The organism is Candidatus Thiodictyon syntrophicum, from assembly GCF_002813775.1.
Classification (GTDB): Bacteria; Pseudomonadota; Gammaproteobacteria; order Chromatiales; family Chromatiaceae; genus Thiodictyon; species Thiodictyon syntrophicum.
This window is the reverse complement of sequence record NZ_CP020370.1, coordinates 6,383,433-6,395,909: the sequence shown is the minus strand read 5'-3', so window position 1 is coordinate 6,395,909 and position 12,477 is coordinate 6,383,433. Positions and strand designations below refer to the sequence as shown.

At 70.4% G+C, this 12,477-nt stretch carries 7 protein-coding genes; 6 read left to right on the top strand and 1 reads right to left on the bottom strand.

What is annotated here, in order from left to right; all coding sequences use genetic code 11:
• Window positions 1–206: 206 nt before the first annotated feature.
• Complete coding sequence (locus tag THSYN_RS27405; RefSeq protein ID WP_100921923.1) at window positions 207–701, bottom strand: phospholipase D-like domain-containing protein; 495 nt, start codon at window positions 699–701, stop codon at window positions 207–209.
• Window positions 702–1,056: 355 nt separating this feature from the next.
• Between THSYN_RS27405 and THSYN_RS27400 the strand changes: the two genes are divergently transcribed.
• The 6 genes from THSYN_RS27400 to THSYN_RS36300 all read left to right on the top strand — a co-directional run bounded on the left by THSYN_RS27400 (window position 1,057) and on the right by THSYN_RS36300 (window position 12,469).
• On the top strand, window positions 1,057–1,284 hold the full coding sequence (locus THSYN_RS27400) for a type II toxin-antitoxin system Phd/YefM family antitoxin (RefSeq protein WP_216644636.1): 228 nt from the start codon (window positions 1,057–1,059) through the stop codon (window positions 1,282–1,284).
• A 2-nt stretch (window positions 1,285–1,286) separates the two neighbouring features.
• Window positions 1,287–1,682 (top strand): type II toxin-antitoxin system VapC family toxin, encoded by a 396-nt coding sequence (locus tag THSYN_RS27395; protein WP_236848723.1) that lies wholly within the window; start codon window positions 1,287–1,289, stop codon window positions 1,680–1,682.
• A complete protein-coding gene (locus THSYN_RS36775; RefSeq protein WP_257791208.1) occupies window positions 1,679–1,810 on the top strand; it encodes a hypothetical protein in 132 nt (43 codons plus the stop codon). The genes THSYN_RS27395 and THSYN_RS36775 overlap by 4 nt, the downstream gene beginning before the upstream one ends.
• Before the next feature lie 274 nt (window positions 1,811–2,084).
• Entirely contained in the window at window positions 2,085–3,149 is a 1,065-nt protein-coding gene (gene selD, locus THSYN_RS27390; RefSeq protein ID WP_100921921.1) for a selenide, water dikinase SelD, read from the top strand.
• Window positions 3,150–3,179: 30 nt separating this feature from the next.
• On the top strand, window positions 3,180–7,403 hold the full coding sequence (locus tag THSYN_RS36305; protein ID WP_236848722.1) for a GAF domain-containing protein: 4,224 nt from the start codon (window positions 3,180–3,182) through the stop codon (window positions 7,401–7,403).
• A 116-nt stretch (window positions 7,404–7,519) separates the two neighbouring features.
• Window positions 7,520–12,469, top strand: coding sequence for a CHASE domain-containing protein (locus THSYN_RS36300; protein WP_236848721.1), 4,950 nt, complete (start codon window positions 7,520–7,522; stop codon window positions 12,467–12,469).
• Window positions 12,470–12,477: the final 8 nt, after the last annotated feature.

Here is a 12,477-nt window from a genome sequence, read left to right as displayed (position 1 = left end):
TTCGACCGCGGCCTGGCGGCGGAGCTTGTCCGCGCGCAGTTCCAGGTAGCGGGTGATCAGGTCGCCGATCTCGTGACTGGTGCGGAGCGAAAAGGCATGAATCAACCGCTCGATCTCGGCCTTGTCGTCGGACAGGGCGGTGACCTGATATTCCAGGCCGCGCAGCGTCAGGCGCAGGTCGGCGATTTCCTGGTCGGTGGCGATGGTCAGGGCCGTCGCGCGCTGGAGGTAGTCGGCGATCCAGGCCACGGCCGTGGTGGTGTCGCGGCCTTGCAGGGCGGTGAACAGGGGTTCGAGACGGGCCGCGGCTCCCGCGGGGCGGAGCTTCTCCAGTTGGGGGGCGAGGGTCTCCCACTCGTCGAGCAACAGGAGGTTGCGGACGATCTGATGACGGTGGCGCGGTCGATGACACAGAACTTGTGGTGCATGATCGGGTCGCGGTCGTCGCCCGCGGGGATCAGGAAGACCTCGCCGCCGATGTCCTTGAGTCGCTCGAAGTTGAGCCGGCCGACGCCGACGTTGATCCGGTCGTGCAGGACCGCGAGGCGCACCTTGAGGCCCCGCCCGGCCTGTCGGCACAGCACGTCGAACAGGTCCCGGTCGGTGAACCAGGCGACCGCGACGACGATTTCCTGCGTCGCCGCGTTCAGCCGCCGGGCGATCTCTTGCGTGATGTGCTCGAAATGGGCCGTCGTTTCCATGGGTTGTCCGTTGGCTGCGTGCGGTGCCGGGCGGTCGTCCCGCGGGGCGGCCCTGGGTTGTCGCGATCCGGCCGCCGCGAGGGGGCTCGCGCAGCGGTCCGGTTCGATCTGGCGGCGGGCGTACGGTCCGCGTCCAGACCGGGGCGCCCGCTCGCCAAGCCGGCGGCTTCAGGCCCCGGGGTCCAGGCCGGTACGGCTCGGCCGACCCCGGATCGCCGGTCTGACGAAGCGCTGAGCGGACGCTAACGGCTATAATCGGAGTTACACAAGCATTGCGCAAACGTTTTGGGTCCGCCAGGGTCCGACACGCGCGTCCTCGTCAACGTCCTTCAAGGGCGGAGCGACTGAAATGATCATGAGAGTGTCATTGAACGAGGCGCAGGCCCGACTCCCAGAGTTGGTGAAAGGGCTCGCGAGCGGCGACGAGGTGCTGATCACCGACGGCGACGAGCCGGTCGCGCGACTGGTCAGCCAGGGTTGCAGGACGGACCGCACGCGCCAGCCCGGGAGCGCTAAGGGTAAGCTGCGCATCCTGGTCGATGACGATGCACATCTGGACGACTTCAGGGACTACGTGCCTTGAGGGTGCTTCTCGACACCCATGCGCTGCTGTGGTTCCTGCTGGACGACCCCAAGCTGTCGCGGGTCGCCCGGGATGTGATTGCGAACGCGCAGCACCGCCCGGAGGTCAGTCCGGCCTCTTACTGGGAGATCGCCATCAAGATCAGTCTCGGGAAGTACGAACTGCGGGAACCCCTTGGGGCCTTCATGGATCGCGAGCTGGCAGACAACGATATCCGCATTCTGCCGATTCTCCCGCGGCACGCCGCGGCGCTGACCGACCTTCCGTTTCACCACCGCGATCCATTCGACCGCCTGATCATCGCCCAAGCCATGGTCGAAGGTATTCCTGTGGTCAGCACTGATCCCTTGTTTGATCCATATCCGGTGCGCCGGATATGGGAGCGGCGGATATCATGAGCGACCGACCCGCCAGCCCCAACGAGGTCGGGAAGCCGATCATCGACCCGCCCTGCGGGCCTTGGTTATTTTCCGGCCACCTCGCGGGTGACATCCGTCGCGGCCTGGGGGCCGCTCCTACGCCGTAGGAGCGGCCCCCAGGCCGCGACGGGTTGCCGCAAGGGCCTGGCCCGGGAGGCGGCGCGGCGCCGGCCGGGTCGCGGCCGTGAACCGGGCGGGCGGGCGGGTTCGGGACCTGGCACTATGGAGTGGTGACGGACCCGGCGGCGCTGATGAAACTGCTCGATGAGGTGTCCGCGGCGCAGCGTCCGGCGGTATCCTTGACCTGACGTCTACCCACGCGCGGGGTACAGTAAACAAACTGCCCTTTCCAGGTTAATCGGCCAACCCCAGGTTCACCCCATGACGACCCCCCACGCCCCTGCGCCAGCCCCCATCCGCCTCACCCAACTCTCCCACGGGGGCGGCTGCGGCTGCAAGATCGCGCCGAAGGTGCTGGAGGAGGCCCTGGCGGGGCTGTCCATGGGGTTTCCGCACCCGGACCTGCTGGTGGGCAACGCCACGGCCGATGACGCGGCGGTGCTGCGGCTGCGCGACGATCTGGCCCTGGTGGCGACCACCGATTTCTTCATGCCGATCGTGGACGACGCCTTCGACTTCGGCCGCATCGCTGCCACCAATGCGATCTCCGATTGTTACGCCATGGGGGCGACCCCGGTGCTGGCGCTCGCCATCGTCGGGATGCCGATCGCCTCCCTGCCGCTCGGTGAGGTGCGGCGCATCATGGCGGGTGGTGCTGCGGTCTGCCACGCGGCCGGCATTCCCCTTGGCGGCGGTCACTCCATCGACTCGCCGGAGCCCATCTACGGCCTTGCGGTGATGGGCACCGTCCACCCGGAGCGGGTCAAGCGCAACGATACCGCGCGCCCCGGGGACCTGCTGGTCCTCGGCAAGCCGCTCGGGATCGGTATCCTGAGCGCGGTCTTGAAGAAGGGCCTGCTCGATGAGGCCGGCTACCAGTCGTTGCTCGCGACCACCACCCAACTCAACCGCCCCGGCATCGCCTTTGCGGACTGGCCCGGGGTCCATGCCATGACCGACGTGACCGGGTTCGGCCTGCTCGGTCACCTGCTGGAGGTCTGCCGCGCCTCCGGGGTCGGGGCCCGGGTCCGTTTCGAGGCGGTGCCGGTGTTGTCGGCGGCCCTGGGGTTCGCCCGCGAGGGCCACGGACCCGGCGCCATCGAGCGCAACTGGGCGAGCTACGGGGCGGAGGTGGCCCTGGATACGGCGCTGCCCTCGTGGGCCGCGCGCCTGCTGTGCGACGCCCAGACCAGCGGCGGACTGCTGCTCGCCTGTGCGCCGGACAGCGCGCCCGCGGTGCTGGAGCACTTCCGGGCGGAGGGCTTCGCCCAGGCCGCGATCATCGGCGAACTGCACGCCGGGCCGACGGCGGTGGCCGTGGTCTGAGCGGTCCCTGGACCAGCGGGTGAGAGCGCAATGACCGACACGACGACCATGCCGCCGCCGGACGCGCCCGGGCGCCCGACCGCGGTCCCGCAGGGCGATCAGGGGCAGGCCGAACGGCGGCTCAAGATGGCCATGGAGGCGTCCGGGATCGGCTTCTGGGAGATCGACCTGGTCGCCGACCGCATCTACCACGACGCGGCCCTGCGGCGACTCGTCGACCTCGCCGCGGACGCGCCGCCGCTCACCCGCGACCAATGGCTGGCCCGCCTGCACCCCGACGACCGCGCCCCGGCGGTGGCGCGTCTCCAGGCCGCGCAGGAGCCCGGCGCCGGGACCATCGAGTTCGAGTACCGGCCAGCCCGCAAGGCCGGCCGCTGGATCTGGGTGCAGACGCGCGGCGCCGTGGCCGCCCGCGACCCGGACGGCCGGCCGACCTGGATGGTCGGTACCGCCATGGACATCACGGCGCTCAAGGAGGCCGAGGCCGGTCTGCGCCAGGTGACGGTGGCGGCGAAGGACCGGCTCCAGGCCATCATGGACGCCATCCCCGACCTCATCTGGCTCAAGGACCTGCAAGGCGTCTATCGCGCCTGCAACACCACCTTCGAGCGTTTTTTCGGCGCCGCGGAGGCCGCGATCGTCGGCCACACGGACTATGACTTCGTCGAGCGGGAACTGGCGGACTTCTTCCGCGCCCACGACGCTGCGGCCCTGGCGGCGGACGGGCCAAGCGTGAACGAGGAATGGCTGTCGTTTGCGGCGGACGGCTACCGCGGGCTCTTCGAGACCATCAAGACCCCGCTGCGCGACGCCGCGGGCCAGCCCATCGGCGTACTCGGGATCAGCCGGGACATCACCCGGCTGCGTGAGACCCAGGACGCCCTGCGCGAACGCGAGCAGTTTGCGCGCGCGACCCTGGATGCACTCTCCGATCACCTGGCGATCCTCGACGAAACCGGCACCATCATCGCCGTCAACCGCGCCTGGCGCGAGTTCGCGCAGGCCAATCCCCCGGTGCCGTCCAACATCTGCGAGGGGACCAACTACCTGGCGGTTTGCCGCTCCGCCGCCGGTCCCGCGGCGGTGGAGGCCGGTCCCGTCGCCGCCGGTATCGCGGCGCTGCTCGCCGGTGCTCAGGACGACCTGGTGCTCGAATACCCCTGTCACTCACCCCAGGTGGAGCGCTGGTTCTCCATGCGGGTCAACCGCTTCCCCGGTGCCGGACCGGTGCGCCTGGCGGTCGCCCACCATGACATCACCGAACGCAAGCGCCTGGAGCTGCAGCACGAGGCCGAGCGCAGCACCCTGGAGCGGCTGGCCCGCGGCGAGCCCCTGACGGCGGTGCTGACCCAACTGGCGCTGGGCTACGAGGCGCGCTTCCCCGGCATGTATTGCTCGGTGCTGTTGCTGGACGAGGACGGTCGGCGACTGCGCACCGGCGCCGCCCCCAGTCTGCCCGCGGGCTTCTGCCGGGCGCTCGACGGCCTGGCAATCGGCCCCGCCGCGGGCTCCTGCGGTACCGCCGCCTACACCCGCCGCATCACCGTCGTGGCGGATATCGCCGCCGATCCGCTGTGGCGGCAGTGGCGGGAACTCGCGCTGGCGCATGGACTGCGCGCCTGCTGGTCGGTGCCGATCCTGTCCGTGCGGGGCGAGACGCTCGGCACCTTTGCCATCTATTTCAAGGTGCCGCGGGCCCCCCGTGCCCCGGAACTGGCACTGATCGAGCGCGGCGCCCAACTGGCCAGCGTGGCGATCGAACGCGCCCGCGTCGAGCGCGAGCTCGACCGGCACCGCAACCATCTGGAGACCCTGGTGCAGGCGCGCACCGCCGCGCTGGAGGTCGCCAATCGGGATCTCCGACGCAGCGACCAGCGCCTCAAGGCCCTGGCCGATCTGAGCGCCCGGGCGCCCCTCCTCACCGAGCACGATCTGTTGCAGATCGGCATCGATACCGCGGTGGCCCTCACCGACAGTGCCATCGGGTACCTGCACTTCGTCAACCCGGACCAGGAGGGCCTCACGCTCAACTGCTGGTCAGCGGGCACCCACGCGCTCTGCGCCGCGCCTTACGACAGCCACTATCCGGTCTCTCAGGCCGGGGTCTGGGCGGACGCGGTACGCACCGGCGCGCCGGTCATCCACAACGACTATTCAACGCACCCCGAGCGCCGGGGTTACCCGGCGGGCCACGCCCCGGTGCTGCGCCACCTGGGGGTCCCGGTGACCGAGGACGAGCGCGTCCTGATGCTGATCGGGGTGGGTAACAAGGCGAGCGATTACGACCCGTCCGACGTGCAGCAATTGCAGCTCGTGGCCGATGAACTGTGGCGGATCGTCGTGCGCCGCCGGGCCGAACTGGCCCTGGCCCAGGCCAAGGAGGCGGCCGAGGTCGCCAACCGCGCCAAGAGCGCCTTCCTGGCCAATATGAGCCACGAGATCCGCACCTCCATCAATGCCATCGTCGGGCTGACCTATCTGCTGCGCCGGGCCTTCACCGACCCCAAGCCCCAGGGGCAATTGACCCGGATCGACGAGGCCGCCCGGCACCTGCTGGGCATCGTCAACGACGTCCTGGATCTCTCCAAGATCGAGGCCGGCCAGTTGGGCCTGGAAGAGGTCCCGTTCGACCCGGTCGAGACGATCGATCATGCCATCGCCCTCCTGGGCGAGCGGGCCGCCGTCAAGGGCCTGAGTCTGGAGCGTGCGATCGATCCGGCCCTGCCCGCCCTGGTGCGCGGCGACCCCCTGCGCCTGGGGCAGATCCTGCTGAACTACATTGGCAACGCGATCAAGTTCTCCGCGCGTGGCTGCATCGAGATACGCGCCCGGGTGGTGGAGGAGGGCGGCCGGACCCTGCTCCTGCGCCTGGAGGTCGTGGACCAGGGCATCGGCCTGACCCCGGCCCAACAGGGCCGGTTATTCCAGTCCTTTACCCAGGCGGACGACTCCACCACCCGCCGCTTCGGCGGCACCGGTCTCGGGCTGGTGATCTGCCGCCGCCTGGCGGACCTCATGGGAGGGGAGGTCGGCGTGACGAGCGCCGCGGGTGAGGGCAGCACCTTCTGGGCGACCGTCCGCTTGACGCGGGTCGGGGGCCCGCGGGACCGGCCCCCGGTCCCGCGGCCCGACGACCCCCTGGCCGCGCCGTCCGGCCCGCCGCCGCCGGAGGGCCTGGCACAGACCCTGGCGCGTGACTACCGGGGCCTGCGGCTGCTCCTGGCGGAAGATGACCCGGTCAATCGGGAAGTGGCCAGCGAACTGCTGGGCGGGCTGGGTCTGATCGTGGATGTCGCGACCACCGGGGTCCAGGCGGTCGAGCGTGCCCGCACCGGGGCCTATGCCCTGATCCTGATGGACGTGCAGATGCCGGAAATGGACGGGCTGGAGGCGACGCGGCGCATCCGCGCGTCCCCGGCCGGGGCCGCGCTGCCGATCCTGGCCATGACCGCCAACGCCTTCGCGGAGGACCGCCGACTGTGCCTGGCCGCGGGCATGGACGACCACATCGGCAAGCCGGTGGAGCCGGAGCGCCTCTACGCGGCCCTGCTGCGCTGGCTGCCGGGGCGCGTTGCGCAGGCCTCACCGTCGGCGCCGGTGCCGCCCCCCGCCGCGGCGCCGGAGGAGGCGGCGCTGCGGGCGCGGCTCAGCGACATTGCCGGTCTCGACCTGGCGGCCGGGTTGCGCGCGGTGCGTGGCCGGCTCCCAAGCTACGCGCGCCTGCTGACCCTGTTCGTGCAAGGCCATGCCGGGGACCTGGCGGCGCTGCGCCGCGCCTTGGCCGCGGATGATCGCCGCGCGGTGCAGCAGTTGGCCCATGCCCTGAAGGGTTCGGCCGCTACCCTGGGCGCCGAGGCCGTGCGGCAGGGCGCCGCGGCGCTCGAACTGGCCGTGCGCACGGCGGCACCGGGGGCTGAACTTGAGACCTGCCTGACCGGGCTGGAGGGGGCCCTTACCCCCCTGTTGACGGCACTGGGGCAGTTCCTGGCCGCGGACCCGTCCCCGCCGCCGCCGGGCGCGAGCGAGCGCGACCGCGCGCTGGGTGTTCTGACCCGGTTGGAGTCCCTGCTGGCCGCGGACGACACCCGTGCCGGCGACCTGTGGCTCACCGGCGCCGTGCTCGCCCAATCCGTCCTGGGGCCGGACGCCGCGGCGCGCCTGGGCGGCGAGATCGAGGCCTTCGCCTTCGACGCGGCTTTGGCGACTCTGCGCGCCGCCATCAAAGACAAGGTGTCCGCAAATGAACGCAAATGAACGCAAATGAACACAGCGATTACCGCACGATTGAAATCTTTTTCTTTATTTGCGTTTATTTGCGTTGATTTGCGGACAAATAGCCTTTCTTGGCCCCTGATGCCGAGGATCAAACCATGCCCGTAACCGCCGGCGGCCCGCGGCGCCATCTCTGGCTGGCCTGGGCGACGCTCGCGCTCGGCCTGGTGCTGACCCTGGTCGCGACCCTCTACACCCTGGCCGCGGTGCAGTCCGTCAACCGCCAGGACTTGGCCGTGGCCGGTATCGCGATCGAGGCCAAGGTCCAGGCGCGTCTGCACGCCCATGCCCAGGTCCTGCGCGGCGGGGCGGCCTACTTCGCGGCGGCGGGAGAGGTCACCCGTGGTCAGTGGCAGACGTTCATTGAGCGCAGCAAGGTCCAACTGAATCTGCCGGGCATCCAGGGTGTGGGCTTCGCGCGCCTGATCCCCGCCGGGCAGTTGGCCCGACATGTGGAGCAGATCCGGGCGGAGGGCTTCCCCGACTACCGCGTGTGGCCGCCGGGTGAACGCGACCCCTATTCCGCCATCGTTTATCTGGAGCCCTTCAGCGGCCGTAACCTGCGCGCCTTCGGTTATGACATGTTCACCGAACCGGTGCGCCGGGCTGCCATGGAGCGGGCGCGTGACCAGGACCGGGCCATCCTTTCCGGTCGGGTCCTGCTGGTGCAGGAGACGGGCCAGGACGCCCAGGCCGGGACCCTGATGTATGTCCCGGTCTATCGCCCCGGAGCGCCGACGGCGAGCGTCGCGGAGCGCCGCGCCGCCCTGCTCGGCTGGGTCTACAGCCCCTATCGGATGACCGATCTGATGCATGGCATTCTGGGGGACGGGGTCCCTGGTGTGCGCCTCGCGGTCTATGAGGGCGATCGACCCGGACCGGAAACCCTGCTGTTCGATAGTGAGCCGGGCGCGGCGCCGGCCTCTGCCCTGGGGGCGGGCGCGGCGCTGCGCCTCCCCGTCGATTTCAATGGGTCGCGCTGGACCCTGGTCGTCGCGCCGTCCGGTCCCCCGGCAGCGGCGTGGCGGGATCTGCGCGTCTGGCTGGTCGGGGGCGGCGGGGGCATCATCAGCGCACTCCTCGCGGCGCTGGTGCTGGCCCTGCGCAACACCCGCTTCCAGGCCCTGCGGTTGCAGGAGGCCGAGCACAGGTATCGCGAGATCTTCGAGACCACGCCCGTGGGGCTGTACCAATCGACCCCGCAGGGCGTCTATGTCAGCGTCAACAGTGCCTTCGCCCGCATCCTCGGCTTCACCACGCCGGCGCAACTGCTCGCGGAGGTGACCGATATCGGTTCCCAACTCTATGCGGACCCACAGGACCGGCAACGGCTGCTGCGCCTGCTGGCGCAGCAGGATGCGGTCACCGGCTACGAGATCCAGGCGCGCCGACCGGACGGGGCGACCCGCTGGGTCTCCATCAACGCCAGGGTGGTGCGTGATCCGGCGGGGAGCATCACCTGCTACCAGGGGGCACTGCTGGATATCGACGACCGCAAGCGCGCCGAGCAGGCGCTCGGCGTCGCCCTGACCAAGTACAAGACGCTCTTCGACACCCTGCCGCTGGGTCTGACCGTGACCGACGCCGCGGGTGACATCCTGGAGACGAACCCGCGCGCCGAGGCCCTGCTCGGCATCCCCAGCGCAGAGCAGCGCCAACGCCGCATCGACAGCCCCGCCTGGCGGATCCTGCGCACCGACGGGACCCCGATGCCGCCCGCCGAGTACCCCGCCATGCGGGCGCTCCAGACCCGTGAGGGGCTGCATCACTCGGAGATGGGTGTCGTGCGGCCGGATGCGACGGTGACCTGGATCGAGGTCACCGCCGCCCCCTTGCCGCTGCCGGGGTACGGCGTGGTCATCGCCTACGGCGACATCACCGACCACCGCTATGCCGAACTGGCGCGCGACGCGGTCGGTGCCGTGGTCAGTCTGGCGGTCGCGGCCGATTCCGCGGATGCGTTCTACCAGGCCGTGCCCCGGACCCTGGCGCACCGGCTGGGGTTCCCGATCGTCGTCATCGAGACCTACGACGCGGCGCGGGCCGAGATGGTGTTCGTCGGCGCCGTCGGCGTCGGCGATGGTGCCCCGCTGCGGGTCCCCGTTGACCAGACCCTGTCCGGGCTGGTGGCGACGCGCGGCGAGGCCCTGGTGGAGTTGGATGCCGGCCACCGTCCCGAATACCGGTTCGCGGCCCTGCGCGCGCTGGGCGTGGTGACCTTCGCGTGCGTGCCCTTGCGGTCACGGGAGCGGCTGCTGGGGACCCTGGCCATTGCCGACACCGCGCGCCGCCCGGAGGCCCTGCGCCTGCTGGAGGCGCTGCGCACCATCGCCGACACCGCCGCCGATGCGATCGAGCGGCTTGAGACCCAGGCGGCGCTGCGCGCGAGCGAGCGCAACTACCGCGGTCTGGTCGAGAACCTGGACGCGGGGGTGGTCGTGCATGGTCCGGATACGCAAATCCGGTTCGCCAATCCCATGGCCGCCCGGTTGCTGGGTCTGACGGGGGAGCAGATGCGCGGCAAGGCGGCCATCGACCCGGTCTGGTGCTTTGTGCGGGAAGACGGTTCGCGGATGCCGCCGGCGGAGTACCCGGTCAACCGCGCCCTGGCGGCCGGTGAGCCGCTGCGGCAACTGAACCTGGGCATCCTGCGGCCCGACCGCGCCGCTCCGACCTGGGTCCAATGCGAGGCCCACCCGCTGCGCGACGACCAGGGGGCGGTTCGGCGGGTCGTCGTCACCTTCTTTGACATCACTGAGCGGGTCCAGGCGGAGGCCGATCTGCGGGCGCGCGAGTCGCTCCTGCGCGCGGTGGTGGACAACACCCCCTTCGAGTTCTGGGCGCGCGACCGTGACGGCTATTGTGTGATCGAGAACGGTTGCCTGGTCGCGCACTGGGGCAGCATCCTGGGACGGCGCCCGGACGAGAGCGGGGTGAGCGCGCCGGACCTGGCGCTCTGGCAGGCCAACAATGCCCGCGCCCTGGCGGGGGAGGTGGTCGACGAGGAGGTCGAATACCTCGTCAACGATGAGTTGCGCATCTTCCAGAATATCATTGCCCCGATCCGCAGCGGGGCCGAGATCCTGGGTATCCTGGGGATGAACATCGACATTACCGAGCGCAAGCGGGCCGAGGCGACCTTGCGCAAGAGCCAGGCCTTACTCAATGAGATGGGCCGGATCGCGCGGATCGGCGGCTGGGAACTGGACGTGGCCACCGGCGCGCAGATATGGACCGAGGCGATCTATGAGATTCACGAGCTGGACCCGTCCTATCAGCCGACGGTCGACAAGGGGATTGTGTTCTATGCCCCCGGGTCCCGCCCGGTCGTGATCGGGGCCGTGAAAGCGGCCATCGACGACCAGGAGCCCTTTGACCTGGAGTTGGAATTCGTGACTGCGAAGGGCCATCACCGCTGGGTGCACGCGATCGGCAGGCCCATCGTGGAGCAGGGCAAGACCGTCGCGTTGTCCGGTATCTTCCAGGACATCAGTGCCCGCAAGGAGGCCGAACTCGAGTTGGAGCGCCACCGCCATCACCTTGAATCACTGGTCGCCTCCCGGACCCGGGAGTTGCGCGAGGCACGCGACGCGGCCGAGGCGGCCAACCGGGCCAAGAGCGCCTTCCTGGCCAACATGAGCCACGAGATCCGCACGCCCATGAACGCCATCCTGGGGCTGACCTATCTGCTCCAGCGCGAGACCCCCGCCCCCAAGGCCCAGGACCGGCTGACCAAGATCGGTGACGCCGCCCAGCGCCTGCTCGGCATCCTCAATGACGTCCTGGATCTGTCCAAGATCGAGGCCGGGCGGGTGGTGCTGGAGGATCTCGACTTCGCCCTGAGCCAGGTCCTGGACGGGACCCTGAACCTGTTCTCCGAGCGGGCGGCGCAGCAGGGCCTGCGGCTGGTCGTCGCGCTGGACCCCGGGGTCCCGGCCTACCTGCATGGCGATCCCCTACGCCTGGGGCAGATGGTCGCCAACCTGGTGGGCAACGCGGTCAAGTTCTCGCAACGCGGCGAGGTCCGGGTGCAGGTGCGGGTCCTGACCGAGGACGCCGCGGGCCTGCTCCTGCGCATCGAGGTGGCGGACCAGGGTATCGGTCTGAGCGCGGACCAACAGGCACGGCTGTTCCAGCCCTTCGTCCAGGCCGACAGTTCGACCACCCGCGAGTACGGCGGCACCGGTCTGGGCCTGGTCATCGTCGCGCGCCTGGCCGCCCTGATGGGTGGCGAGGTGGGGGTGGACAGCACCTTGGGGGTGGGCAGCCGTTTCTGGTTTACCGCCCGCCTGGGTCGGGCGCCGGGTGCGGCGGGGAGGGCGCCGTCCGTCGCCCGCGAGCCCCAGGAGGAGACGCACGAGCAGGCGCTGCGCCGCCGCTGTCACGGCGTCCGCCTCTTGGTGGTCGAAGACGAACCGGTCAATCAGGCGGTCACCTGCGACCTCCTGGCCGACCTGGGGCTGGTCGTCGAGGTGGTGGACAACGGCCGCGACGCGGTGGGGCGGGTGCGCAACCGCGACTATGCACTGGTGCTGATGGACGTGCAGATGCCGGTCATGGATGGGCTCGAGGCGGCGCGCCAGATCCGCCGGCTGCCCGGCAAGGCGTCCCTGCCGATCCTGGCGATGACCGCCAGCGCCTTTGCGCAAGACCGGCAACGCTGCCTGGAGGCGGGGATGAACGACCATATCGGCAAGCCGGTGGCGCCGGAACTGCTCTACAGCGCCCTGTTGCACTGGCTGCCGCCGGACCCCGCGCAGCCCGCCCCGGAGCGCGCGCCGGCCCCTGCTGCCGAGGCGGCGGCCCCGCTGGATTGGGGGCGGGCGCTGGCGGTCTTAAGTCAGTTGGAGTCGCACCTGGCCGAGGACGATACCAGGGCCGCGGCGCTCTGGTTCGAGCAGCGGCCACTGATTGCCGCGGCGCTCGGTCCGCAGGCTGCCCAATTGGCCAGGGAGATCGAGCGCTTCGACTATGACGAGGCGCTCGCGACCCTGCGCGACTGGCACAGTGCCCGCGCGACGCCGGGGCCTGCCGGGGGCGCCGACTGAGCCCGCGG